Origin of the sequence: Rhodococcus sp. NPDC058532 (assembly GCF_042719255.1) — a bacterium.
Classification (GTDB): domain Bacteria; phylum Actinomycetota; class Actinomycetes; order Mycobacteriales; family Mycobacteriaceae; genus Rhodococcus_G.
Genome location: NZ_JBHXNU010000006.1, coordinates 24,747 through 47,932, shown reverse-complemented (window position 1 = coordinate 47,932; position 23,186 = coordinate 24,747). Strand labels below are relative to the sequence as shown.

Genomic DNA, 23,186 nt, shown 5'->3' with positions numbered 1-23,186 from the left:
GTCAGGACACCAGGTCCTCTTCGGTGAGGTCGGTCGCGTCGAACGCGGCGGCCAGGTCGGTGTGCCGGAACACCGACGTCACCTGGTCGTGCACGACGCGGAAGGCGAGGGCAAGCGGAATCGTCTCGCCGGGGCGTGCGGCGACCGACTGCCGCTCCTCGACGACAACCACGCCCTGGTGCACGAACATCCGGCCGGGTTCAAGCGTCAGCCCGGCCGTCGACGCCCACTCCCGCAGGGCGCCGAGACCCTGCCCGGCGCCCTCGGCATCGGCGATCTCGACGTCGTCGCTGGACAGCGCGAGGAGGGTGTCGATGTCGTCGGAGTTCAACGCGTCATGCCACGCGAGGACCGTGGCGATCTCGGATGTACTCATGGATGCCACGCTATCGGTTCCCGGCGCAGCCCGGCGGGTGGGTGGTGTTGGCGCGGCGGCGGCAGAACGGATTCCGGGACGCGAGGGGAATGTGCTCGAACGGCGGGCAGTTCACCGGTAAGGATGATCTCGACCCCCCGTGAACGAGGAAGGATCCACCGATGTTGCGAGGACTCAGCACCGTCAGCTTCTACGCCGACGACGTGGCGGCCGCAAGGGACTGGTACGCCGAGGTGCTCGGCACCGAGGCGTACTTCGCCCGCGAGATCGACGGGCACACCGCCTACGTCGAGTTCCGCATCGGCGACCTGCAGCACGAGCTCGGCATCGTCGACGCACGGTTCGCGCCGCATCCCCGCCCCGAGCAGCCGGCAGGCCAGGTCGTCTACTGGCACGTCGACGACGTCGATGCGGCGTTCGCTCGGCTGCTCGCCCTCGGCGCCACCGTGCACGACAAGCCCCTCGAACGCGGGCCGGGATTCGTCACCGCCTCCGTCGTCGACCCGTTCGGGAACATCCTCGGCGTGATGTACAACCAGCACTATCTCGACGTGCTCGCCGCGACGGGAGCGTGAGCCGCGCCAGCAGGAAGGCTTGCGCGGCAACGTTCCCGCGGGCGGATTTCGCGCGGGCGGTCCGGGCGGTCCCGTGTTCGGGGTGGTCCGGGCGGATGGATATGATGGGCGCGCCCTGCCCGCCTCCTTAGCTCAGTGGTAGAGCACTCGCCTTGTAAGCGAAAGGTCGTCGGTTCAATCCCGACAGGGGGCTCCGTTCGGCCCTGAACTGCGCACCGCAGTTCAGGGCCGTTGTCGTTCCCGGCGTCAGCAGGTGCCCGCGACACCGTCCGCGACGCCGCGCTCGAAGTCGGCCTGCTCCTGCGCCGACTTGCCCGCCCAGTCCGGCTCCGACTTCGCCAGGTTCAGGAACTCGTCGCCGATCGCCTGCACCTTCGCGTCGTCGGCGGCGAGACCGGCGTCCTTCATGGTCTGGATGTAGGACCGCACACCGTTGCAGGTGTCGGTGTACACGTCACCGGTCGAGACGGGATCGGCGTAGCCGCCCGTCGCCGACTCGGCGGCCGTGGTCGCCTCCACCGTCGCGGCATCGGTCGAGTCGGAGCCCGATCCGCACCCGACGGCGAGCACGGAGACGGAGGCGGCGGCGAGGACGGCGAACATGATGCGTTTCATGACCGGTATCTGTATCAGACCGTGCCGGCCCTTCCGACATCGGTCGCATGGTTGCAATCGGCGTGCGGGAGGACGACCGTGGAAGGTGTTCATCTCGTGGGGCCGCCCCCACGCCGAGGCCGCCCCGACATTCGACTCGACGAGAGCCTTGGAGGAATCATGCTTGGACTCGCGATCGGCCTGGGCGGAGCGGCGCTGGGTCTCGGACTCGGACTGCTCGGCGGCGGCATCGGACTTCTGCTCAGCGACATTCGGGCGAAGCAGCACATCCGCCCGCTTCGCCCCTGATCCCGGTGGACAACAGGGAAGACGATCGGCGGCGGCTCGGTGGCGCCCACCATCCGCTCGCGTGGATGCGGTCGCACGCGACCCGCCGGCGGGGCGTGTCGACCGACGCGGCGGTGCCGGACGGCGCCAACGAGGTCCTCGAACGGCTCGCGGACCTGCCGCTCAGCGTGTGGACGTACCGGTTCGACCACGAGTCGGTGCGCCACCTCGGGCCGATGGCGCAGGATTTCGCCGCGACCTTCGCACTGGGGTCGTCGGATCGGGTCATCGCCCAGGTCGACGCCAACGGGGTGTGCATGGCGAGCATCCAGGCGCTATACCGGCGGCTGGTTGAAGTCGAGACCGAACTCGACCGGCTGCGCGTCGCGTCCGGCGCGGCGCCGGGAACGCGGGGCACCGCGGCGTCCGGGTGAGCGCTCCGAACCGTCAGTGCAGCTCGTTTCCGTTCGGCCGTCCGCCCTTGAGCCACCGCCCCGGCAACCGCCCGGCAAGCTCGCCGAGCGGCCCGACGGCCGCGCCGAGCACGCCCACCGTTTCCCGGAGCAGTTCGACGCTGTCGCCCAACTGCTCCAGGTTCGGGGCCAGCGAGGTGAGGGTCTCCGACAGCGACACGATCTGATCGAGGGGACCGCCCTCGGCGATGATCCGTTCCAGCGGACCGTCCTTCGCGAGCAGCGACTCGAGCACGCCGCCCTCCTCGAGGGCGCGGTCGATGATGCCACCCTCCTTGGTCAGGGTTTCCAGGGGGCCCGCGGTCGCGGTGAGCCGTTCGAGCGGGCCATCCTCGGCGGTCAGCCGGTCGAGCAGGCCGCCGGGTGCGAGGAGTCGCTCCACCGGTCCGTCCTCGTCGAGGAGACGATCGACCGGTCCGCCGGGCGCGAGGACCCGCTCCAGGGGCCCGCCGGGTTCGAGGACCCGCTCAAGGGTGCCGCCGGGAGCGGTGAGCCGGTCCACCACGCCACCCGGTTCGAGGATCCGGTCGAGCGGGCCGCCCGGCCGCATCGCCTGCCCGAGGGGGCGCTGATCGGATGCGAGTTCCGCGATCTGCTGGAGCAGCTTCAGCGGTCCCGACGGGTTCGCCGTTGCGAGCCCGCCAAGGCCCGCGACGTTCCCGGTTGCCGACGCGGCCACCGCAACGCGGGCGGCGCCGAGCGCGGACTCGGCAACGCCGAGGGCCGTGTCGGTGAGCGCGAGGCCCACCCGGGCAGGCGCTGTGACCATCGCCACCAGGTTCATGCGGTCACTGTAACCGGACCCGACGGGCACCGGCCCGTGTCACGGCGCCTGCGTCGTGGGGGAGGTCAGTGCAGCGCCTTCAGTCCGATCACGCAGCCGACGATGCCGAGCATCAGCAGCACCTTCATCACCGACGCCGACTCGCTGCCGGTGACCATCGCGTATCCGACGGTGAGGGCGGCGCCGATGCCCACCCACACCGCGTACGAGGTGCCGACCGGGAGGGTCCGCATCGCGTAGGCGAGACCGGCCATGCTGGCGACGATCGCGACCCCGAAGACCGCCGTCGGCCCGAGCCGGGTGAATCCGTCGGACCTGCCGAGGGCGGTGGCCCACACCGCCTCGAGGACACCGGAGATGACGAGGACGACCCATGCCATGGTGTTTCACTCCCAGGGCACCGTCTTGTCGCTGGCCGGGTACGGTGCGCTCGTCCGGATGTCGTCGTCGACGTCCCCCACCGTAGCAACACCGCGGTGGCGGCCCGGCGCCGCCGTGACCAGCGGGCCGCCGATTCACAGGAGACATTCAGCTTCCTGGCGGCTCGCCGGAAGGTGACTGCCCGACACTGGTCGGGTGACTGCCGCGCGGACCGAAGCGAAGATCCTGATCGTCGACGACGAACCGAACATCGTCGAACTGCTCTCGGTGAGCCTGCGGTTCCAGGGATTCGAGGTGGCGACCGCGTCCACCGGCGCGGAGGGCCTCGACCGGGCGAAGGCGTTCCGCCCCGACGCGATGATCCTCGACGTGATGATGCCCGGCATGGACGGATTCGGTCTGCTGCGCAGGCTGCGGGCCGACGGCATCGACGCGCCGGTGCTGTTCCTCACCGCGAAGGACGCCGTCGAGGACAAGGTGTCGGGGTTGACGCTCGGTGCCGACGACTACGTCACCAAACCGTTCAGCCTCGAGGAGGTGGTCGCCCGGCTCCGGGTGATCCTGCGGCGGGTGTCGCGGGACCCGGCCACCGCGGCGCCGGCGCGGATCACGTTCGCGGACATCGAACTCGACGACGACACCCACGAGGTGTGGAAGGCGGGGGAGCCGGTGTCGTTGTCGCCGACCGAATTCACCCTGCTGCGCTACTTCATGGTCAACGCCGGTGTCGTGTTGAGCAAGCCGCGCATCCTGGACCACGTCTGGCACTACGACTTCGGCGGCGAGGTCGGCGTCGTCGAATCCTATGTGTCGTACCTGCGGCGCAAGGTCGACACCACCGAGCCGCGGCTGATCCGTACGCTCCGCGGCGTCGGATACGTCATGCGGGAGCCGAGGTAGCGGGGATGCCGCGGCCGCGCCGGGCTCCGCTGCGGGTCACCCTCGTTGCGGTGCTGCTGGTGCTCGCGGCGCTCGGGCTGCTCGCCTCCGGCGTCGCGGTGACCTCCGCGATGACGAACTCGCTGATCTCCCGGATCGACACCTCCCTGCGCGACGCGTCGCTGACGTGGGCGCGGCCCCGGGTGTACCCACAGCCCCCGCCGCCGTCCGAACCGGGGCCCTCCCGTCCGCCGAGCCCGTTCTACATCCGGACCGAAACCCCGGACGGTCCACCGCCGCTCGTGATCAACGACCAGCCCGTCGACCCGGACCTGACCGAGATCACCGGCGCCGCCCCGGTCACCATCGGCTCGGTCGGGGAGGCGCGCGAGCGGTGGCGGGCGCTGACCACGACAACCCCGAACGGCACCGTCACCGTCGCGGTCCGACTCGACGACGTCGACGCCACCGTCGGGCGCCTCGTCGCCCTGCAGATCGGGATCGGCGTCGGGGTGCTTGCCGTGCTCGGCGTCGTCGGGTACTTCCTGGTCCGGCGCAGCCTGCGGCCGCTCGCCGAGGTCGAGGAGACCGCGGCGTCGATCGCGGAAGGTTCCCTACACCAACGGATCCCGGTTCGGGAGGCCCGAACCGAGGTCGGTCGGCTCACCGTTGCGCTGAATGGGATGCTCGAGCAGATCCAGGCGGCGTTCGCGGCGACCGAGGCCTCCGAGGAGTCGGCACGGCGTTCCGAGGAGCGGATGCGCCGGTTCGTCGCCGACGCCAGCCACGAACTGCGCACCCCGCTGACCACGATCCGCGGATTCGCGGAACTGTACCGACAGGGCGCGGTCACCGATGCCGGGCAGGCGATGACGCGGATCGAGGCGGAGGCGTCCCGGATGGGCCTGCTCGTCGAGGACCTGCTGATGCTGGCCCGACTCGACGCGCAGCGTCCGCTGGCGATGGCCCCGGTCGACCTGCTGACGATCGCGTCCGACGCGGTGCACGCCGCCCGGGCGTCCGTGCCCGACCGGTCCATCGACGTGCAGGTCATCGACGGGCCCGGGCGTCCCGAGGTGCTCGGCGACGACGCCCGGCTGCGGCAGGTGCTGACCAACCTGGTGAGCAACGCCCTCGGGCACACCCCGGCCGACGCGGCGATCACCGTCCGCGTCGGCACCGTCGGCGGGTCGGCGCTGCTCGAGGTCGCCGACACCGGGCCCGGACTTTCCGCCGAGGCGCGGGAGCGGGTGTTCGAGCGCTTCTACCGCGCCGACTCGTCCCGGGCCCGCGGGTCGGGCGGCAGCGGGCTCGGCCTGTCCATCGTCGCGGCCCTCGTCGCAGCGCATGGCGGCACCGTCGCCGTCGACTCGCCGGACAGTGGGGGAGCGGTGTTCCGGGTGCTGTTGCCGCGCACCGGGATCGGTGACTGACCCGGCAGCTCAGGTGTACTCGACGGTGACCCTGTCGATGGTGCCGGTGAACGGGAACGGGGCGCGGTCGTAGTAGTCGAGGGAGACCGGGGACCCGAGGCAGGTGCCGATGTCGAGGCAGTCGTTGGCGGTGAAGAGCAGCGGCGCGCTGACCGGGACGGTTGTCGCGGCAACCTGATTGCCGTCGACGCTCATCCGAACATCGAGGGGGCCGCCCGGACGGGGCTCCGCGTAGCCGGTGGTCACGACGATGGTGTGCCGTCCCGGGGATACCGGTGCGGCGGACCGCATCTTGGTGCGCATCAGGATGAAGAGGTTGTATTCGTAGCAGAGATACCCCCCGTCTAGGAAGCACGTCAGCCCGCCCGCATTGGCCCCAAGCGCATAGAGGACGCCGTGCGCGTCGTCGGGAACGGTGAGGTCGACGGTGACCCGATTGTTCCTGTTTCCGAGGGCGGGAGCGCAGAACTCGGGCATTCGGGTGACGTCCCCGGTGAACTCCCAGCTGGTGTACGGGGTCGAGATGCGCTGCTCGGGGTGCATCGCGACCACCCACAACCCGCCGCCGACCGGGAGGGCATTGTTCTTGGCCGCTTCGATCGCGAACATCTCCCGTAACTGGGCGAGCTTCTCGGGGTGTCGCTCGGCGAGGTCGCGGTTCTGCGTCCAGTCCTCGTCGAGGTGGTACAACTCCCAGGTGTCGTCGTCGGGACTCCAGTCCCGGATGCCGCCGGGCACCCCGGCCAGCCACGGCGCGCGCGGACCGAACGCCGACGCCATCCAGCCGTCGTGGTAGATCGCGCGGCTGCCCATGATCTCGAAGTACTGGGTGAGCTTGCCCGCCTTCGCTTCCCGATCGACCAGGGTTGGCGCGAAGCTGGCACCGTCGAGAGGATCCTGCGGGACACCGTGCACCGTCCGCGGGGCGGTGATGCCGAGGATGTCGTAGAAGGTGGGCACCAGGTCGTTGCAGTGCAGGAAGTGGGGACGCGGCACCGGGTCCGGGTCGACCCGCGCAGGCCAGCGGGCGACCATCGGGTTCCGGGTGCCGCCGAGGTGCGAGGCGAGCAGCTTCATGCCCTTGTATGGTGTGCTGCCCGCCCACGCCCAACCCGCGTGATACATGTTGTCCGTCTTCGGCGAGCCGAGCACGTCGAGCCCGCCGAGTTCGTCGAGCGCGGCGATGTGCTGGGCCGGGGTGCTGGGGATTCCGTTCTGGGCGAGGAGTTCACTGATCGTCCCGTTCTGGCCCTCGCCCGACGAGCCGTTGTCGCCCCAGATGTAGAGCACGAGGGTGTTGTCGCGGTAGCCGAGCCGGTCGAGTTCATCGAACAGGCGCCCCACCTGGACGTCGCAGTGCTCGGCGTATCCGGCGGCGACCTCCATCAGCCTGCGCTGGAACGGCTTCTCCTCGTCCGGGATGTCGTCCCACGCGGTCATCGTCGGGTCGCGGTCGGTCAGTTCGGCGTCCCGCGGAATCCAGCCCCGTTCCTTCGCCCGCGCGAAGACCCGCTCCCGGTAGGCGTCCCACCCGTCGTCGAACTTCCCGGCGTACCGGTCCGCCCATGGCTTCATGATGTGGTGCGGACCGTGCAGGCACCCACTGGCCCAGTACATGAAGAAGGGTCGGTCGGCGTCGAGGGCCTTGTGCCTGCGCAACCAGCCGATGGCGTCGTCCGCGAGATCCTCGCTGAGGTGGTATCCCTCCTCGGGTGTTCGCGGCGGCAGCATCACGGTGGTTCCGCGGACCAGATTCGGTTCGTACTGGGAGGCCTCCCCGGCGAGAAACCCGTAGAAGTAGTCGAATCCGACCCCGGTCGGCCAGTTGTCGAACGGTCCAGCGGCAGTGGTCTCCTCGGCCGGGGTGTTGTGCCACTTCCCGAACGCCGCCGTGGTGTACCCGTACTGGCGCAGGACCTCGGCGCCGGTGGCGCTGGACTTTGGGATGTGGCCGGAGTACCCGTCCCAGTCGTTGGCCAGTTCGGCGATCTGCCCGTTGCCGACCCGGTGGTGGTTGCGCCCGGTCAACAGTGCCGCCCGGGTCGGCGAGCACATCGCGGTGGTGTGGAAGCGGTTGTACGAGACACCCTCGTCGCGCATTCGTTCGAGTGTCGGGGTGTTCACTTCGCCGCCGAACGCGCTCGGCAGACCGGGTCCCGCATCGTCGATCAGGACGACCACGATGTTCGGGGCGTCGGATGCCAGCCGGGAGGTCGGCGGGCGCGGGCTGTACACGGACTCCTGCATCGTGCGGCCCGCGATGCTCCCCGATGGCCTCGGGGGGAAGGGGAGGGTGTCGCCGCCCGCTACCGGCTCGAATCCGAACGCATTGCCCGCCATTGCCTGCTCCCGCCCTCGAGATCACAGCTCTGCCTCGGAGCGAAGATACCCCGAGCCGGCCTCGCTCGCGCGGGACCGGCTCGGGGTATCGGCGGTGCTGGATCCTAGGTCAGGACCGACTCGTGCCTGCGCCGGTCGAACTCCGGCAGCGGTCCGCCCGCACGCAGGGTTTCCGCGATCCGCGGATCGGCCAGGTGCAGTCGGCCGATCGCGGCGAGATCGAATTCGTCTGCGGCGAGCCGCTGTTCGAGTTCGGGAAGGTTGTCGACGGACTCCACCGTCGGGCCTGCCAGGCGTCCGTCGCGCAGCGACTTGCCGAGCCCGACGCAGCCGACGGCCATCGTGATCGCGCCGGTCGTCTGCTTGGCCCAGCCGGCAAGCGAGAGGTCACTGCCGTCGAACGCCGGGGCGTCGAAACGACGGGAGCTGGCGTCAAGGACGTCGGCGCCCGCGTCGACGAGGGCCCCGAGGATGATGCCCAGTTCCTCCGGGGTCTCGGCGTTCCGCGCGGTGAAGTCCTGCTGCTTGTGCTGCGAGAAGCGGTAGATGATCGGCAGGTCGTCGCCGATCGCCGCGCGGATCGCCCGGACCACCGCGGCGGGGAACGCGGTGCGCCGCTGCAGGTCCCCGCCCCAGGCGTCGTCGCGCCGGTTGGTCGACGCCCACAGGAACGCGTCGAGCAGGTAGCCGTGGCCGCCGTGGATGGCGATCGCGTCGAACCCGATCTCGGCGGCGGTGCGCGCGGCGTCCGCGTAGGCCTCGATCACCGCGGTGATGTCGGCCTCGGTCATCGCGGCGGTCGGGACGACCGCGCGCTCGACGTACTCCTGCGGGTAGGAGGTGACGCCCGGCTCGCCCCACACGCCGGACGGGCGCATCGGCGTCACGTCGTCGACGGTGCGCATCGCGCCGAACAGCGGACCGACGTGCCAGAGCTGCGGTGCGATCCGGCCACCCGCCTCGTGCACCTGATCCACCACCCGCTTCCAGCCCTCGCGGGCGGCGGGGTCGTGCAGGTTCGGAACGTCCGGGTGGTCGATCGCGCTGGGGTGGTCGATCCCGACGCCCTCGGTCACGATCAGGCCGGTGCCGCCCTCGGCGCGCCTGCGGTAGTACTGCGCGACGTCCTCGGTCGGCACGCCGCCAGGGGACTGGGTGCGGGTCATCGGGGACATGACGATGCGGTTCGGCAGCTCGAGGCCGCGGATGCGCAGCGGGCGGTAGAGCGGGGAATCGGTGGCGGTCACGTTGGCGGTACTCCTCAGGGACGGTCGGTTGGATCCAATCAACCGTGTCGACCGCCGGGGCGCAGCCCCGTTCCCGCTCGCCGGGACCGCCCCCGGGCCCCGGCGCGGGGCCAGGGGACGGTCAGGCGGGGACGTTCGCGCCGTGACCGAGCTCGCGCAGCGCCGCCTTGATCGTGGCCTGCGCCTGGTCGAGGGACTCCGGCGACGGGTCCGGGTCGGCTCCGGAGATGTTGAAGTCGCCGAGGCTGTACGCCGGGAACACGTGCAGGTGCAGGTGCGGCACCTCGAGTCCGGCGATCAGCAGGCCGGCGCGGGGGGCGTCGAAGCCCGTGCGGACGGCCCGGCCGATGATCTGCGCGACGCGGGAGCACGTGGCGAACACCTCGCCGTCGAGGTCCTGCCACTGGTCGATCTCGGCGCGCGGGACCACCAGCGTGTGCCCGGGGGTGATCGGGTTGATGGTCAGGAAGGCGACGACGTCCTCGTCCTCCCAGACGAACCGACCCGGCAGGTCGCCGGCGATGATCATGCTGAACACGGATGCCATGCGGGTGATTATGCGCCACGGGTCGGGTTGGTGGACCCGGGCGCTCAGCTGTCGAGCGGGACCCGCCTGCTCGCCGCGATCGGGGTCTGTGCCATCAGGCCGCCGTCGAGCACCAGGGTCTGTCCGCTCATGTAGCGGGACTCGTCCGACGCGAGGTACACCATCGCCCAGCCGATGTCCTCCGGATCGCCGATCACGTTGAGCGGGTTGTGGCGGCGGATGTCGGCGACCACCTCGGCGGGGACGTTGTCCCGCAGGGCTGGCGTCATGATCGCGCCGGGGGCGATGGCGTTGCAGCGCACCCTGTCGGGCCCGTACTGGGTGGCGATGTACTGGGTCAGCCGGATCACGGCGGCCTTGGTCGCGCCGTACGCGCACTGCAGGACGTTGCCCGCCAGGCCCGCGACCGAGGCCGTGTTGACGATCGATCCGCCGCCCGCGGAGATCATGTGCGGCAGCGCGAGGCGGGAGGCGACCACCGTGCTGCGGGCGTTGAGCGCCATCGCCCGGTCCCACTCGTCGAGGTCCATGTGGAGCAGGTCGAGATCCTTGCGGGGGTCACTGCCGCCGACGTGGTTGCAGAGCACGTCGATGCCGCCGAACTCGTCGACCGCCGCGCCGATCATCGCGGCGATCGAGTCCTCGCTCAGCACGTCCGCCGCCACGCCGATCGCGCGTCCCGGTCCGTCGCCGCTGATGCCCGATGCGGCGGACTCCGCCGCCGAGCGGTCGAGGTCGGCGACCAGCACCTGCGCGCCCTCGGCGACCATCAGCCGGGCGGCAGCAAGGCCGATCCCGCTGGCCGCTCCGGTGACGACGATCCGCTTACCGTTCAGGCGATCCATGACGTACGTCCTTTCCCTTCGGTGGGCCGGACCATGACGATGTCAGACGAGTTCCTCGAGGTGGTGCGCGGTCCGCTCGACGGGCTCGGCGCGGCGCTGGTCACCTTCGTCGTCGACCGGACCCGGCGCGGGCAGCCGGCCCGGCCCGCCGCGGTGTACGCGGCGCTGATGCGCGCGTCCGACCGGCCCGCGGTCCGCGCGCACCTGCAGGAGGCGATCGACCAGATGATCGTCGTGCCACTGACCCCGCGACTGCGCGGGGACGACGCCGAGCTGCGCGCGCACCTGATCGGCACCCAACTGGCCGGGCTGATGGCCGCGCTGTACGTGATGGAGAGCCCCTGGCTGCTCGCAACGCCGACGGACGGGATCGTCGCCCGGTACGGTGCCGCGCTGCAGGCGCTCGTCGACGGCTGACCGCGCCGAGCGGTCAGCCCTGCGGGGTGGGCCGCGGCGCCGTCGAGCGCCGCGCGACCTGCTGCTCGACCTCGTGCAGCGCGCCCCGGATCATCGCCCCGTACTCGTCGTCGCCGAGCGTGCCCTCGCACCGCCGTGCCGCGGCGAGATGGTCACCTGCGGCGTCGAACGAGCCGAGCCTGCGGAGGTTGTCCGCGATGTTCAGGTGCAGCGACGGGTAGAAGCCGGCCACCCGGAGGCCGGGGTGATGCCGCTCGGTGCGCTCGTCGGTCAGCGCGGCGGCGGCGTCCAACGCGCGGACGTCCCAGACCAACGCCTGTGCCGGGTCGGTGTGCAGGTCGGCCACATAGTGAGCCAGGGTGCAGCGGTGCAGGGCGTCCCCGGACGGGGTGATCTCCTCCCACAGGTCGAGCAGGCGGGCGCGGGCGGCATCGGTTGCGCCGCCGCGCCCGAGCATCGTTGCCTCGGCGATCGCGTCCATCGTTGCGTCGGTCATGCGGGGTCTCCTTCGTGCGGGGTGGGGTGGGCGACGGGCATCACCAGCGTCGTCAGGTCGCCGTCGTCGGCGGACCGGACCAGGACCGGAAGGTCCGGGCCCGCGATGTCGAGCATCAGGTCGGGGCCCGCGGCGACGGAGATCGCCGGGTACAGGGTGGTGATCTCGAAGGCGAGGGTGGTCGCGGCGCCCACGGCCGTCGCGGGCACCGGCACCGGCCGCGGCTCCGGGCCCGGTGATGCCACCGTCACGGCATCGCCCGCCGCCGCCAGGACCACCCGGTCGCCGGTGCGCTGCTCGACGGCCCGCACCAGCGCGGCCCGGTCCAGCACCAGGCGGGTGCGCACCGGCGGGATCCCGGCGACGACGGCGCGATGGTCGGGGAACGGGTCGGTGAGCAGCCCGCAGGTGCGGGCCCCCGCCTCGGCCGCGTCGACGATCAGGTCCGCGGCACCGGCCCGCAGGTCGACGACCGGCCGGCGCCGAATCCACGCCGCGGCCAGCCGCAGGTCGTCCCCGGCGACGGTGCCGGACCAGTCGGGGGCGCCGGGCCGGTCGAGGGTGATCGTCCGGGTGGACAGGCGGTAGCGGTCGGTGGCGGTGAGGGTCAGGCTGCCGTCCACCGCCTCCAGGTGCACGCCGGTCAGCACCGGGTGCGTGTGGTCGTGCGCGGTCGCCGAGAGGACCTGGTCCACCGCGGCCGCGAGCACCGGGCCGCCGACCGTCGCGACCGGCGTCCACGACCCGACCCCGCCGAGACCCGCACGGACCGCGGCTGCGGTGGCCCGTGCCTGCCCGGCGCGGGCGGCGAGGGCGTCGACGTGCTCCTCGATCAGCGTGCCCGCCCGCCCGGTGTCGGCGTCCAGCACCGCGGTGACAGCGGCGAGCGGCATGTCGATCTCGCGCAGCAGGCGCAGCGTGACCGCCCGCTCGAGTTGGCTGGGCGCGTAGTAGCGGTATCCGGTCGCCGGGTCGGTCCACTCCGGATCCAGCACGCCCGCATCCGCGTAGAAGCGCAGCGCGCTCGGGGTGATCCCGCTGGCCCTGGCGAAGGCGCCGATCGGCAGCAGGTCGTCGGGGCGGGGGAACGGGTCGGGGGAGTTCGGCACGGGAACCATCATTGGGTCTCGACCAACGTGAAGGTCAAGCAGTCGAGGGGGGGACGCCGTGCGACCTGACGTCGCGCCCCAGACGGACCGGAACGTAGTCTGAGGTTCGTGCGCGTACTCGTTATCGGCTCCGGAGCCCGTGAACATGCCCTCCTGCTCGCCCTGTCCCGCGATCCGGGGGTGACGGCGCTCATTGCGGCCCCCGGCAATGCGGGCACCGCGAAGATCGCCGAGCAGCATCCCGTCGACGCCGCCTCCGGTGACGCGGTTGTCGCCCTCGCGAAGCAGGTCGAGGCGGACCTGGTGGTGATCGGGCCCGAGGTGCCGCTGGTGGCTGGCGTCGCCGACGCCGTCCGCGCCGCCGGGATCGCCTGCTTCGGGCCGTCGGCGGACGCCGCCCGGATCGAGGGCTCCAAGGCATTCGCGAAGGACGTGATGGCCGCGGCCGGGGTGCGGACCGCGCACAGCGAGGTCGTCGACAACCCGGCCAGGCTCGATGAGGCCCTCGACCGGTTCGGCCCCAATTGGGTCGTCAAGGATGACGGGCTCGCCGCGGGCAAGGGCGTCGTCGTCACCACCGACCGGGCCGCCGCGCGCGCGCACGCCGCCGACATCCTCGAGCACGGGCACCCGGTGCTGCTGGAGTCGTTCCTCGACGGGCCCGAGGTGTCGCTGTTCTGCCTCGTCGACGGCGAGACCGTGGTCCCGCTGCTCCCCGCCCAGGACCACAAGCGGGTCGGCGACGGTGACACCGGCCCGAACACCGGCGGCATGGGCGCCTACACCCCGCTGCCGTGGCTGCCCGCCGACATGGTCACCCGGATCGTCGACGAGGTGTGCGTCCCCGTCGCCGCCGAGATGGTGAAGCGGGGTTGCCCGTTCAGCGGCCTCCTATACGCGGGCCTGGCGATCGGTGCCGACGGCCCCGCCGTCGTCGAATTCAACTGCCGCTTCGGCGATCCCGAGACCCAGGCCGTGCTGGCGCTGCTCGAGTCCCCGCTCGGGGAGGTGCTGAACGCCACCGCGACCGGCACCCTGTCCTCGCTGCCGCCGCTGCGCTGGCAGGACGGCGCCGCCGTCACCGTCGTCCTCGCCGCCGAGAACTACCCGGGAACGCCCCGCACCGGTGACGCGATCGTCGGTGCCGACAACGACGGGGTCCTGCACGCCGGAACCAAGGTCGTCGACGGCGCGGTCGTCTCCGCGGGTGGTCGGGTGCTCAGCGTGGTCGGGACCGGGGCGGACCTCACCGCAGCCAGGGTCGACGCCTACGCCAAGCTCGACGCGATCAAGCTGCCCGGCGGGCACTTCCGCACCGACATCGGCCTCGCCGCGCTCGAGGGGCGCATCAGCATCTGACCGTCGCGGCCGAGAGATCGAGTGAACGGCACATTCATTCGATCTGATCGACTGAACGCTTCCGTTCACTCGGTGGGTCGGTCAGCTGAGGATCCGTTCAAGGAAGGCGCCCGCCGCCGGAATCGATTGGGCCAGACCGCCGACGTGCCCGCCGCTCGGCAGTGCCAGCTCGAGTCGTTCGCCGGTGAGCGCGAGCTCGGCGGCGAACCACAGGGTCAGCGGCGGCGGCACCACCTGGTCGTCGAGTCCCTGCACCAGCATCACCGGCCGGTCGACGCCCGCCGCCGACACCCCGAGGTAGTCGGTCAGGGCCTGCGGGACGGGGGTGCCCGCGAGCGGGAGCGCGAACATGTCGCCGACCGGCAGCGCGTTCGCGCGGGGCTTGAAGTCGGCGAGCGGGGTGCTGTCGGCGGCGTCGACCAGCGTGCGCCCCGCGGGGGTGAGGTACCGGTCCAGGTCGAGATCGGGCCGGGACTCCCGCAGGCCCGCGGCGGTGTACGCCAGGTACAGGGTGAGCCCGTCGAGGCGCACATCCGGGAAGTCGGGGCCCGCGAGCCCCGCCAGCCGGTCCAGGTTGGTCGGTGCACCGCTGGCGAAGGTGCCACGGAAGTCCAGGTCCGGCGCGAGGGCATCGGCGCGGGTCGCGGTCGCGAGCGCGGCATGCCCACCCTGGGATTGGCCAGCCACCGCCCAGCGGGACGACGCCGCGGGATACAGCTGCCGCGCCGCCCGAACCGAGTCGACGACGTTGCTGGCGGCGACGTCGGCATTCAGGTACGGGTGGACGCCGGGGGTGCCGAGGCCCGCGTAGTCGGTTGCGACGACGAGGAACCCGCGGCGGAGCCAGTCGCCGAACAGGTCGCGGTAGAGCTGATGGTTCACGCCGGTGCGGGAGGGGGCGTCACCATCGGCCATGCCGACGGTGCCGTGCGCCCACGCGACGATCGGCCAACCGCCCCGCGGCGGGACGCCGTCCGGTTCGAATACCAGGCCGCCGGACAGTCCGTCCGCCCCGGAGGTCCGGTAGGTGAACCTGCGGACCTCCGCCGCGCCGGGGACCGCCGCCGCCGGGCCTGCCGGGGCGCTCGCGACGACCGGACCGGGGGTGGGGTCGGCTCCGGCGGATCCGGCACCGGTGCCCGCGGCGATCACGAGGGCGGCGGCGAGCGCGGTTGCCGCGCGTCGGGCGGCGGTGGGCATGGCGGCCTTCCGGTCGGGTGCGACGAATCGTTGCCGACCCTAGTGAGGGATCGGCCCGCCGTGGGGTGCGTCGTCGCCTGCCCGCTGCCTGCCGGGGCGGCGGGGCAAGCACCCTACCGTGGAAGGGGCTGCCGCGGGGCGGCTTTCAGCTCATGCGCATCATTCGCACGAAGCACAAGAACTACTCGCCGGTAACTGTCGTTCCGGAGGGGTCACGGCTGTATAACGAATCCGACCAGATCTGCTTGTGACCGAAAGAGGTTTCGTTGAGCGAGTTTCGGACCACCCGTGGCAATGCCATCACGTCTTCCCGGTTGAACCGCCGAAGGTTCCTGGCGGCATCGGGTGTCGCGGTGGGAGCCGCTGCCCTGTCCTCCTCCTGGGTCTCCGCGGCCGCCGCGCCGCGGAGGGCACTCAACAGCGGTGACCGGGTGCCCGCCCTGATCATCGGCAGTGGCTACGGCGGTGCGGTCACCGCGCTGCGCCTGGCCAAGGCGGGCATCCACGCACACGTCGTCGAGATGGGCCGCGCCTGGGACACCCCCGGCTCCGACGGCAAGATCTTCAGCGGAATGCTGAACCCCGACAAGCGGTCCACCTGGCTGGCCACCTCGACCGACCAGCCGGTCAGCAACTTCATGGGCTTCGGCATCAACAAGAACGTCGAGAAGTACGTCGGCATCCTCGATTCGGAGAAGTTCTCCGGCATCAAGGTCTACCAGGGCCGCGGCGTCGGCGGCGGATCGCTCGCCAACGGCGGTATGGCCGTCACCCCGAAGCGCGCCTGGTTCGAGGAGATCCTGCCCTCGGTCGACTCGACCGAGATGTACAACACCTACTTCCCGCGCGCGAACGCGGGCCTGGGGGTCAACAGCATCGACGAGGCGTGGTTCGAGACCACGCCGTGGTACCAGTTCGCCCGCGTCGGCAGGAAGACCGCCAAGCGGTCCGGATTCTCGACCACCTTCGTCCCGAACGTGTACGACATGGAGTACATGAAGAAGGAGGCCGCCGGTCAGGTCACGACGTCGGCGCTGAACGGTGAGGTCATCTACGGCAACAACGCGGGCAAGAAGTCCCTCGACAAGACCTACCTCGCCGAAGCGGCGGCCACCGGCAAGCTGACCATCACCACCCTGCATCGGGTCACCAAGGTCGCGCCCGCCGGAGGCGGCGGCTACGACGTCACGATGGAGCAGATCGACGAGCAGGGCAACGTCGTCGCCACCAAGACGGTGACCGCGGACAAGGTGTTCTTCGCCGCGGGCAGCGTCGGCACCAGCAAGCTGCTCGTCGCGATGAAGGCGCAGGGGCACCTGCCGAACCTCTCCTCGGAGGTCGGCGAGGGCTGGGGCAACAACGGCAACATCATGGTCGGCCGCGCCAACCACGCGTGGGACGCCACCGGCAGCAAGCAGGCCACGATCCCGACGATGGGCATCGACAACTGGAACGACTCCGCGGCACCGATCTTCGCCGAGATCGCCCCGCTCCCGGCCGGTCTGGAGACGTTCGTCAGCCTTTACCTGGCGATCACGAAGAACCCGGAGCGGGCCCGGTTCGTGTACAACTCGGGCACCGGCAAGGTCGACCTCACCTGGCAGCAGTCGCAGAACCAGAAGGGGATCGACATGACCAAGGCGGTCTTCGACAAGATCAACAAGAAGGAGGGCACGATCTACCGGACCGACCTGTTCGGTGTGGTCAAGACCTGGGGCGACCACTTCACGTACCACCCGCTCGGCGGCTGCGTGCTGAACAAGGCCACCGACAACCATGGCCGCCTGCACGGCTACCAGGGCTTGTACGTGATGGACGGCGCGCTGGTTCCGGGCAACACCGGTGTCAACCCGTTCGTGACGATCACCGCGCTCGCCGAGCGCAACATCGAGAACATCATCGCCACCGACATGCGCTGATCCGCCGTCGACGGGGTGTTCGGGCACGCGGCAATGGGCCGTGAACGGTGTCCGGACACCCCGTCGGGGCATTGCGGGGCGGGCAGGTAGCGTCGGGACGTGTACGCAGAATCCCAGCGGTCCCGGGTCCCCACCTTCCACGTGATGGACGTGTGGAAGGCGGCCACCGAGCGGGCCCGCACCCACGGCGACGTGCTGACCCTCGCGGCGGGTCAACCGTCAACGCCCGCACCGGCGCCCGTCCTGCGGGCCGCGCGGCAGGCCATCGACACCCACGTGCTCGGATACACCGAGACCCTCGGCATCGCCGCGCTGCGGGAGGCCATCGCCGGGTACCACTCCGCACGGTCGGGGATCGCGGTCGACCCCGACAACGTCGTCGTCACCACCGGCTCCTCCGGGGCGTTCACGCTGCTGTTCCTCGCCGCGTTCGACGCGGGCGACACCGTCGTCGTCGCGCGCCCCGGCTATCCCGCCTACCGCAACACCCTCACCGCGCTCGGCTGCCGGGTCGTTGAACTCGACTGCGGACCGGAGACCCGCTACCAGCCGACCGTCGCGATGCTCGACGCGCTGGACACCGCACCCGCCGGACTGATCGTCGCCAGCCCGGCCAACCCCACCGGCACCGTCATCGACCCGGCCGAGCTGGCCGCGCTGGCCCGCTGGTGCGAGGACCACGGGACGCTGCTGATCTCCGACGAGATCTACCACGGCATCGAATTCGGCACCTCGACCGAGCCGGGTGGGGTGCCGGTGGCCGTGACCAGCGCGTGGGAAACCTCGCGGGAGTCCGTAGTCATCGGGTCGGTGTCGAAGTACTTCTCGATGACGGGGTGGCGGCTCGGCTGGGCGCTGGTGCCCGACGCGATGCTGCGCCCCCTGCAGCGGCTCGCGTCCAACATGACCGTGTGCCCCCCGGCGATCTCGCAGTACGCGGCGGTGGCGGCATTCACCGACGAGGCGCTGGCCGAACTGGACGGGCACGTGCGTCGGTACGCGGTCAACCGCGACCTGTTGCTCGCCGAACTTCCGCGCCTCGGCATCACCGATCTCGCGCCGGCGGACGGCGCGTTCTACGTGTATGCGGGGATCGGGCACCTGACCGACGACTCGACGGCCTGGTGTGCGGACCTGTTGCGGGAGACCGGGGTTGCGGTCGCGCCTGGCGTCGACTTCGACACCGTCCACGGCGACCGGACGCTGCGGATGTCGTTCGCAGGCGCGACCGACGACATGACGGAGGCGCTCGCCCGGCTCGAACGCAGTGCGGCACTGCGGCGCTGACGCTCACCGGGCACTGCGTCGCTGACGCTCACCCGGCGGGCGGGGTGAATGCGAATTCATCATTTCCGCACCGCCGTTCGTGACCGCTGCGAAGATGATCCGATGACCGCAGCGGCGACCCCCAAGGGCGAGAAGCGACGACTGGCCCTCGTCGACGCGGCGGCCGACCTTCTCGTCGAGGGCGGTTTCGACGCCGTCCGGCACCGGGCGGTCGCGGCGCGGGCGGGGGTGCCGTTGGCGTCCACCACGTACTACTTCGCCTCGCTCAGTGACCTCACCGCCGCCGCCGTCGAGCGGTGCGGCACCCGCGAGCTGGCGGTGATGCGCGCGCGGATCGACGACGTGTCGCAGTGCAGCCGCGGCGATGCGGCGACGGTCGAGTTGATCGTCGACATGCTCGTCGGCGTCTTCGAGGGGCCGACCAGCCACGACCAGCTCGTCAACCGGTACGAGCGGTTCGTCGCCTTCGCCAGGCACCCGGAGCTGCGGGAGGTGCAGCGGCGCCTGCGGTCCGAACTCGACGCGCTGATCATCCTGGTGCTGCACCGGTCCGGGAGGGATGTGCAGGCGGACGGTCTGCGTCGGCTGGTGTATGTCGTCGACGGTGCGGTCGTCGGTGCGCTGAGCGAAGGTGACCCGGACCCGAAGGCGGTCGCCCGCGAGATGTTGACGCAGGTGATCGACATCGTCGCCCCGCCCGTGCCCGCCTAGCCGGGCCGGGTGTGGCCGTGGACCCGGCCGCGGGGGTGTGGCCGTAAACTGGGTGTCCGTGAGCCGCATCCCGAACGTCCTTGCCACCCGCTACGCCAGCCCCGACCTGAAGGCGCTGTGGTCGCCCGAACACAAGATCGTCCTCGAGCGTCAGCTGTGGCTCGCGGTCCTGCGGGCGCAGGCCGAGCTCGGGATCGAGGTGCCCGCGGCGGCGGTCGCCGACTACGAGCGGGTCATCGACACCGTCGACCTGGACTCGATCGCCGCGCGGGAGCGCGTCACCCGGCACGACGTGAAGGCCCGGATCGAGGAGTTCAACGCCCTCGCCGGCCACGAGCACGTGCACAAGGGCATGACCAGCCGTGACCTCACCGAAAACGTCGAGCAGCTGCAGGTGCTGCGCTCACTCGAGCACGTCCACGCGCACGGCGTCGCGGTCGCGGCGCGGCTGGGGGAGAAGGCCGCCGAGTACGCGTCCCTGGTGATGGCCGGGCGCAGCCACAATGTCGCCGCGCAGGCCACCACCCTCGGCAAGCGGTTCGCCTCGGCCGCCGACGAACTGCTCGTCGCCCTGACCCGGCTGCGGGACCTGATCGACCGCTACCCGCTGCGCGGCATCAAGGGTCCGATGGGCACCGCCCAGGACATGCTCGACCTGCTCGGCGGGGACGCGGAGAAGCTCGATGCACTGGAGGCGAAGGTCGCCGAGCATCTCGGCTTCGCGCACGTGCTGACCAGCGTCGGGCAGGTGTACCCGCGGTCGCTCGACCACGACGTGCTGTCCGCGCTCGTCCAGGTCGGCGCCGGGCCGTCGTCGTTCGCGCACACCATCCGGCTGATGGCCGGGCACGAGCTGGTCACCGAGGGCTTCCAGCCCGGTCAGGTCGGTTCGTCGGCGATGCCGCACAAGATGAACACTCGCTCCTGCGAGCGGGTCAACGGTCTGCAGGTGGTGCTGCGCGGCTACGCGTCGATGGCCGCGGAGCTGGCAGGCGCGCAGTGGAACGAGGGCGACGTGTTTTGTTCGGTGGTCCGCCGTGTCGCGCTGCCGGACGCGTTCTTCGCGATCGACGGCCAGATCGAGACGTTCCTGACCGTGCTCGACGAGTTCGGCGCCTACCCGGCGGTGATCGAGAAGGAGCTCACCCGCTACCTGCCGTTCCTGGCGACCACCAAGGTGCTGATGGCCGCGGTCCGCGCCGGCGTCGGGCGGGAGACGGCGCACGAGGCGATCAAGGAGCACGCGGTCGCGGTCGCGTTGGCGATGCGGGAGCAGGGCAAGGAGCCGGACCTGCTGGATCGGCTCGCGGCGGACGATCGGCTGCCGCTCGACCGGGCGGCTCTCGACGCGGCCCTCGCCGACAAGTCGGCGTTCATCGGTGCCGCCGAGGCGCAGGTCGCGGCCGTGGTGCGGCGGGTCGAGCTGCTCGTCGAGCAGTACCCCGACGCGGCGGGCTATGCGCCGGCTCCGATCCTCTAGGCGGCTCCGCCGCCCGTGAGTCCTTTTGGCCCCTAGGTGGGCCAAAAGGACTCACGGGCGCCGCAGGCGCTCCAGGATCCGGCGCAGCTCGGCGCGGTCGTGGTCGTCGAGGGCGGCGAAGTAGTCGTCGGCGTCAGCGTCGCGGGTCCGCCGCAGGTCGGCGACGGTGCGCAGGCCGGACGGGGTGAGTCGGACGCAGATCGCTCGACGGTCCGCCGCGTCCGGGACCCGCTCGACCAGCCCGCGGTCCTGGAGCCGGTCGACCACCTCGGTCGCCGAGCGGGGTGCGATTCGCAGCGACTTCGCGACGTCGCCGAGCCGTGGTTCGCCGCGCCCGATGACGTGCAGCGCCCGGTATTCGTGCGGCGTCAGCTGCCACGGTTCGAGCGAGTCCAGCCAGCGCCCGCGCAGCCCCCGTGCGGTCGACATCACGAGATCCCGGAGCGTGTCGGGACGGTCGGTGGTCATGGTGATTCACCCTACAGCTGCTTGACGGTTACCTCATGGTGAGGCAACCTCAGTATGTCTTACCCCGACACTTTCGAGAGGGGTGGTCACATGACAGGCCCCCACTTCGGCGGACCCGGACCGGGACGCCCGACGAAAATCGATCCCGCCGATCGCGCCCAACTGGCCGAGCAGCCGGTGAGTCTGCGCCGGATCGGCGCACTGTTCGCCCCCTACCGCACCCAGATCGCCGTCGTCGTCGCGTTGATCGTGGCGTCCTCGGTGATCACGCTCGCCAACCCGTTCCTCGTCCGCGCCGTCATCGACCGCGCCATCCCGCAGCAGGACGTGCCGCTGCTGGTGTGGGCGGTGATCGCGATGCTCGCCGTGACCGTCGCCGGCTCCGTCCTCGGCGTCGTCCAGACCTGGATTTCCACCACCGTCGGCCAGCGCATCATGCACGGCCTGCGTACCAGCGTGTTCACCCACCTGCAGCGGCAGTCGCTCGGCTTCTTCACCCGCACCCGCGGCGGCGAGATCCAGTCCCGCCTCACCAACGACATCGGCGGCATGCAGACCGTCGTCACCTCCACCGCCACGTCCATCGCGTCGAACGTCACCACCGTCGTCGGCACCGCGGTCGCGATGGCCGTGCTCAGCTGGCGGCTGTCCCTGCTGTCGCTGATCGTGCTGCCGCCCGCGATCTGGCTCACCCGCCGGGTCGCGCGGATGCGACGGGAGATCACCGCGCAGCGCCAACGCACCCTCGCCGACCTGCAGACCCAGATCGAGGAGTCGCTGTCGATCAGCGGCATCCAGCTCGGCAAGACCCTCGGCAACGGGCCCGCGATGTCGCAGCGGTTCGCGGACACCTCCGCACACCTGTCCGACCTCGAGGTCCGGGCGCAGCTGTCCGGCCGCTGGCGGATGGCCACGATGAACATCGTCTTCGCGGCGATCCCTGCGCTGCTCTACCTGGTCGCGGGCCTGCCCGGGACGTCCGGTGGCATGTCGATCGGCACCCTGGTCGCGTTCACCGGCCTGCAGGGTGCCCTGTTCCGGCCGCTGATGAGCCTGCTCGACGTCGGGGTCTCGGTGACCAGCTCGCTGGCCCTGTTCAGCCGCATCTTCGAATACCTGGACCTGCCCGTCGAGATCGACGACCCGGAGCGTCCCGTCCCGATGCCCCGCGGCGCGGTCGCGGGCACCGTCCGCTTCGAGGACGTCACCTTCCGTTACCCGGGCGCCGACCGCGACGCCGTCGGCCGCGTCACCCTCACCACACCGGCGGGCAGCTCGCTCGCCCTGGTCGGCGAGACCGGGTCCGGCAAGACCACGCTCGCGTCGATGATCGCCCGGCTGCACGACCCGACCTCGGGCCGGGTCAGCATCGACGGCGTCGACCTGCGCGACATCACCCTTGCCGAGCTGTCCGACCTGGTCGGTGTCGTCTCCCAGGAGACCTACCTGCTGCACGCCAGCATCCGCGACAACCTGCGGCACGCCAGCCCCGCCGCCACCGACGCGCAGATCGAGGACGCCGCCCGCGCCGCCCAGGTGCACGAGCTGATCGTCTCGTTGCCCGACGGCTACGACACCCTGGTCGGGGCCCGCGGCCACCGGTTCTCCGGCGGCGAGCAGCAGCGCCTCGCGATCGCCCGCACGCTGCTGCGGGACCCGCGGATCCTCGTCCTCGACGAGGCGACCAGCGCCCTCGACAACGAGACCGAGGCCGCCGTGCAGCGCGCCATCGACGCCGTCAGCCGGGGGCGCACCACGATCACCATCGCGCACCGGCTGTCCACGATCGAGGGCGCCGACCAGATCGTGGTCCTCGACCACGGCCGTGTCGCCGAACGCGGCGACCACGACGAGCTGGTCGCCCGCGGCGGCCGGTATGCGGCGCTGCTCGAGCGCGGCGGCAGGCCGGCGGCCGAGCTCGTCCCCGCCGGGTAGCGGACGCCGGGACCCGCACGCCACGCCCGGGCGCGGCGTGCCT

At 71.3% G+C, this 23,186-nt stretch carries 24 protein-coding genes, 1 tRNA gene and 1 riboswitch; of the genes, 13 read left to right on the top strand and 12 right to left on the bottom strand.

The genetic code is table 11. The annotated features are described in order from the left end of the window. Position 1 precedes the first annotated feature (1 nt). Positions 2-376, bottom strand: a complete 375-nt coding sequence (locus ACFWQG_RS09365; protein ID WP_378507335.1) for a nuclear transport factor 2 family protein — start codon at positions 374-376, stop codon at positions 2-4. A 161-nt stretch (positions 377-537) separates the two neighbouring features. Here ACFWQG_RS09365 and ACFWQG_RS09360 point away from each other — a divergent pair, with 161 nt between their 5' ends. Then, complete coding sequence (locus tag ACFWQG_RS09360; protein ID WP_378507334.1) at positions 538-951, top strand: VOC family protein; 414 nt, start codon at positions 538-540, stop codon at positions 949-951. Positions 952-1,072: 121 nt separating this feature from the next. Then, positions 1,073-1,144 (top strand) — tRNA-Thr (locus ACFWQG_RS09355). Between the two features lie 53 nt (positions 1,145-1,197). Here ACFWQG_RS09355 and ACFWQG_RS09350 read toward each other — a convergent pair. Next, the gene (locus ACFWQG_RS09350; protein WP_378507333.1) at positions 1,198-1,566 is read right to left on the bottom strand and encodes a hypothetical protein; all 369 of its coding nucleotides are present in this window, start codon (positions 1,564-1,566) and stop codon (positions 1,198-1,200) included. A gap of 159 nt (positions 1,567-1,725) precedes the next feature. Between ACFWQG_RS09350 and ACFWQG_RS09345 the strand changes: the two genes are divergently transcribed. Beyond that, positions 1,726-1,854: a hypothetical protein gene (locus tag ACFWQG_RS09345; protein ID WP_378507332.1), complete on the top strand. Its 129-nt coding sequence runs from the start codon at positions 1,726-1,728 to the stop codon at positions 1,852-1,854. 5 nt (positions 1,855-1,859) lie between these two features. Further along, positions 1,860-2,267 (top strand): tail fiber domain-containing protein, encoded by a 408-nt coding sequence (locus ACFWQG_RS09340; RefSeq protein WP_378507331.1) that lies wholly within the window; start codon positions 1,860-1,862, stop codon positions 2,265-2,267. 13 nt (positions 2,268-2,280) lie between these two features. Here ACFWQG_RS09340 and ACFWQG_RS09335 read toward each other — a convergent pair whose 3' ends face one another. Next, the gene (locus ACFWQG_RS09335) at positions 2,281-3,090 is read right to left on the bottom strand and encodes an ABC transporter (RefSeq protein WP_378507330.1); all 810 of its coding nucleotides are present in this window, start codon (positions 3,088-3,090) and stop codon (positions 2,281-2,283) included. A gap of 65 nt (positions 3,091-3,155) precedes the next feature. Beyond that, positions 3,156-3,470: a DMT family transporter gene (locus ACFWQG_RS09330; protein ID WP_378507329.1), complete on the bottom strand. Its 315-nt coding sequence runs from the start codon at positions 3,468-3,470 to the stop codon at positions 3,156-3,158. Between the two features lie 14 nt (positions 3,471-3,484). Then, positions 3,485-3,550, bottom strand: a riboswitch (guanidine-III (ykkC-III) riboswitch). A 116-nt stretch (positions 3,551-3,666) separates the two neighbouring features. On the opposite strand from ACFWQG_RS09330, the gene ACFWQG_RS09325 reads away from it, so the two are divergent. Then, a complete protein-coding gene (locus ACFWQG_RS09325; protein ID WP_378507328.1) occupies positions 3,667-4,371 on the top strand; it encodes a response regulator transcription factor in 705 nt (234 codons plus the stop codon). A gap of 5 nt (positions 4,372-4,376) precedes the next feature. After that, positions 4,377-5,783 (top strand): sensor histidine kinase, encoded by a 1,407-nt coding sequence (locus tag ACFWQG_RS09320; protein ID WP_378507327.1) that lies wholly within the window; start codon positions 4,377-4,379, stop codon positions 5,781-5,783. Between the two features lie 9 nt (positions 5,784-5,792). Here the strand turns inward: ACFWQG_RS09320 and ACFWQG_RS09315 are convergent, their stop codons facing one another. The 4 genes from ACFWQG_RS09315 to ACFWQG_RS09300 all read right to left on the bottom strand — a co-directional run bounded on the left by ACFWQG_RS09315 (position 5,793) and on the right by ACFWQG_RS09300 (position 10,762). Continuing rightward, the gene (locus ACFWQG_RS09315) at positions 5,793-8,123 is read right to left on the bottom strand and encodes an arylsulfatase (protein ID WP_378507326.1); all 2,331 of its coding nucleotides are present in this window, start codon (positions 8,121-8,123) and stop codon (positions 5,793-5,795) included. Between the two features lie 104 nt (positions 8,124-8,227). After that, positions 8,228-9,370, bottom strand: coding sequence for a 12-oxophytodienoate reductase (locus ACFWQG_RS09310; RefSeq protein WP_378507325.1), 1,143 nt, complete (start codon positions 9,368-9,370; stop codon positions 8,228-8,230). A 121-nt stretch (positions 9,371-9,491) separates the two neighbouring features. Continuing rightward, complete coding sequence (locus ACFWQG_RS09305) at positions 9,492-9,917, bottom strand: HIT family protein (protein WP_378507324.1); 426 nt, start codon at positions 9,915-9,917, stop codon at positions 9,492-9,494. A 44-nt stretch (positions 9,918-9,961) separates the two neighbouring features. Next, positions 9,962-10,762, bottom strand: coding sequence for an SDR family NAD(P)-dependent oxidoreductase (locus ACFWQG_RS09300; protein ID WP_378507323.1), 801 nt, complete (start codon positions 10,760-10,762; stop codon positions 9,962-9,964). 33 nt (positions 10,763-10,795) lie between these two features. Between ACFWQG_RS09300 and ACFWQG_RS09295 the strand changes: the two genes are divergently transcribed. Further along, positions 10,796-11,179: a hypothetical protein gene (locus ACFWQG_RS09295; protein WP_378507322.1), complete on the top strand. Its 384-nt coding sequence runs from the start codon at positions 10,796-10,798 to the stop codon at positions 11,177-11,179. Positions 11,180-11,192: 13 nt separating this feature from the next. Here the strand turns inward: ACFWQG_RS09295 and ACFWQG_RS09290 are convergent, their stop codons facing one another. Together ACFWQG_RS09290 and ACFWQG_RS09285 are read right to left on the bottom strand one after the other, a co-directional pair. After that, positions 11,193-11,675 carry a hypothetical protein gene (locus tag ACFWQG_RS09290; RefSeq protein WP_378507321.1) on the bottom strand — a complete coding sequence of 161 codons (483 nt, stop codon included), beginning with the start codon at positions 11,673-11,675 and terminating at the stop codon, positions 11,193-11,195. Then, on the bottom strand, positions 11,672-12,784 hold the full coding sequence (locus tag ACFWQG_RS09285) for a MerR family transcriptional regulator (protein WP_378507320.1): 1,113 nt from the start codon (positions 12,782-12,784) through the stop codon (positions 11,672-11,674). The genes ACFWQG_RS09290 and ACFWQG_RS09285 overlap by 4 nt, the downstream gene beginning before the upstream one ends. Before the next feature lie 108 nt (positions 12,785-12,892). Between ACFWQG_RS09285 and purD the strand changes: the two genes are divergently transcribed. Then, a complete protein-coding gene (gene purD / locus ACFWQG_RS09280) occupies positions 12,893-14,143 on the top strand; it encodes a phosphoribosylamine--glycine ligase (RefSeq protein ID WP_378507319.1) in 1,251 nt (416 codons plus the stop codon). An 81-nt stretch (positions 14,144-14,224) separates the two neighbouring features. Here the strand turns inward: purD and ACFWQG_RS09275 are convergent, their stop codons facing one another. Further along, positions 14,225-15,343 carry an alpha/beta hydrolase family protein gene (locus tag ACFWQG_RS09275; RefSeq protein ID WP_378507318.1) on the bottom strand — a complete coding sequence of 373 codons (1,119 nt, stop codon included), beginning with the start codon at positions 15,341-15,343 and terminating at the stop codon, positions 14,225-14,227. Positions 15,344-15,696: 353 nt separating this feature from the next. Here ACFWQG_RS09275 and ACFWQG_RS09270 point away from each other — a divergent pair, with 353 nt between their 5' ends. The 4 genes from ACFWQG_RS09270 to purB all read left to right on the top strand — a co-directional run bounded on the left by ACFWQG_RS09270 (position 15,697) and on the right by purB (position 20,740). Further along, on the top strand, positions 15,697-17,262 hold the full coding sequence (locus ACFWQG_RS09270; protein WP_378507317.1) for a GMC oxidoreductase: 1,566 nt from the start codon (positions 15,697-15,699) through the stop codon (positions 17,260-17,262). A 144-nt stretch (positions 17,263-17,406) separates the two neighbouring features. Next, on the top strand, positions 17,407-18,549 hold the full coding sequence (locus tag ACFWQG_RS09265; protein ID WP_378507540.1) for a pyridoxal phosphate-dependent aminotransferase: 1,143 nt from the start codon (positions 17,407-17,409) through the stop codon (positions 18,547-18,549). 102 nt (positions 18,550-18,651) lie between these two features. Beyond that, a complete protein-coding gene (locus ACFWQG_RS09260; RefSeq protein ID WP_378507316.1) occupies positions 18,652-19,260 on the top strand; it encodes a TetR/AcrR family transcriptional regulator in 609 nt (202 codons plus the stop codon). A 58-nt stretch (positions 19,261-19,318) separates the two neighbouring features. After that, positions 19,319-20,740, top strand: a complete 1,422-nt coding sequence (gene purB / locus ACFWQG_RS09255; RefSeq protein ID WP_378507315.1) for an adenylosuccinate lyase — start codon at positions 19,319-19,321, stop codon at positions 20,738-20,740. Between the two features lie 51 nt (positions 20,741-20,791). On the opposite strand, the gene ACFWQG_RS09250 is transcribed toward purB, so the two are convergent. Continuing rightward, a complete protein-coding gene (locus ACFWQG_RS09250) occupies positions 20,792-21,208 on the bottom strand; it encodes a MarR family winged helix-turn-helix transcriptional regulator (protein WP_378507314.1) in 417 nt (138 codons plus the stop codon). Positions 21,209-21,298: 90 nt separating this feature from the next. On the opposite strand from ACFWQG_RS09250, the gene ACFWQG_RS09245 reads away from it, so the two are divergent. Continuing rightward, complete coding sequence (locus ACFWQG_RS09245) at positions 21,299-23,143, top strand: ABC transporter ATP-binding protein (protein WP_378507313.1); 1,845 nt, start codon at positions 21,299-21,301, stop codon at positions 23,141-23,143. Positions 23,144-23,186 lie beyond the last annotated feature (43 nt).

Excerpts from the sequence above, each read along its gene's own strand:
- ACFWQG_RS09365 (WP_378507335.1), bottom strand. The coding sequence starts at position 376 with ATGAGTACATCCGAGATCGCCACGGTCCTCGCGTGGCATGACGCGTTG.
- ACFWQG_RS09360 (WP_378507334.1), top strand. The coding sequence starts at position 538 with ATGTTGCGAGGACTCAGCACCGTCAGCTTCTACGCCGACGACGTGGCG.
- ACFWQG_RS09350 (WP_378507333.1), bottom strand. The coding sequence starts at position 1,566 with ATGAAACGCATCATGTTCGCCGTCCTCGCCGCCGCCTCCGTCTCCGTG.
- ACFWQG_RS09345 (WP_378507332.1), top strand. The coding sequence starts at position 1,726 with ATGCTTGGACTCGCGATCGGCCTGGGCGGAGCGGCGCTGGGTCTCGGA.
- ACFWQG_RS09335 (WP_378507330.1), bottom strand. The coding sequence starts at position 3,090 with ATGAACCTGGTGGCGATGGTCACAGCGCCTGCCCGGGTGGGCCTCGCG.
- ACFWQG_RS09330 (WP_378507329.1), bottom strand. The coding sequence starts at position 3,470 with ATGGCATGGGTCGTCCTCGTCATCTCCGGTGTCCTCGAGGCGGTGTGG.
- ACFWQG_RS09320 (WP_378507327.1), top strand. The coding sequence starts at position 4,377 with ATGCCGCGGCCGCGCCGGGCTCCGCTGCGGGTCACCCTCGTTGCGGTG.
- ACFWQG_RS09315 (WP_378507326.1), bottom strand. The coding sequence starts at position 8,123 with ATGGCGGGCAATGCGTTCGGATTCGAGCCGGTAGCGGGCGGCGACACC.
- ACFWQG_RS09305 (WP_378507324.1), bottom strand. The coding sequence starts at position 9,917 with ATGGCATCCGTGTTCAGCATGATCATCGCCGGCGACCTGCCGGGTCGG.
- ACFWQG_RS09300 (WP_378507323.1), bottom strand. The coding sequence starts at position 10,762 with ATGGATCGCCTGAACGGTAAGCGGATCGTCGTCACCGGAGCGGCCAGC.
- ACFWQG_RS09295 (WP_378507322.1), top strand. The coding sequence starts at position 10,796 with ATGACGATGTCAGACGAGTTCCTCGAGGTGGTGCGCGGTCCGCTCGAC.
- ACFWQG_RS09290 (WP_378507321.1), bottom strand. The coding sequence starts at position 11,675 with ATGACCGACGCAACGATGGACGCGATCGCCGAGGCAACGATGCTCGGG.
- ACFWQG_RS09275 (WP_378507318.1), bottom strand. The coding sequence starts at position 15,343 with ATGCCCACCGCCGCCCGACGCGCGGCAACCGCGCTCGCCGCCGCCCTC.
- ACFWQG_RS09265 (WP_378507540.1), top strand. The coding sequence starts at position 17,407 with ATGGACGTGTGGAAGGCGGCCACCGAGCGGGCCCGCACCCACGGCGAC.
- ACFWQG_RS09260 (WP_378507316.1), top strand. The coding sequence starts at position 18,652 with ATGACCGCAGCGGCGACCCCCAAGGGCGAGAAGCGACGACTGGCCCTC.
- ACFWQG_RS09250 (WP_378507314.1), bottom strand. The coding sequence starts at position 21,208 with ATGACCACCGACCGTCCCGACACGCTCCGGGATCTCGTGATGTCGACC.
- ACFWQG_RS09245 (WP_378507313.1), top strand. The coding sequence starts at position 21,299 with ATGACAGGCCCCCACTTCGGCGGACCCGGACCGGGACGCCCGACGAAA.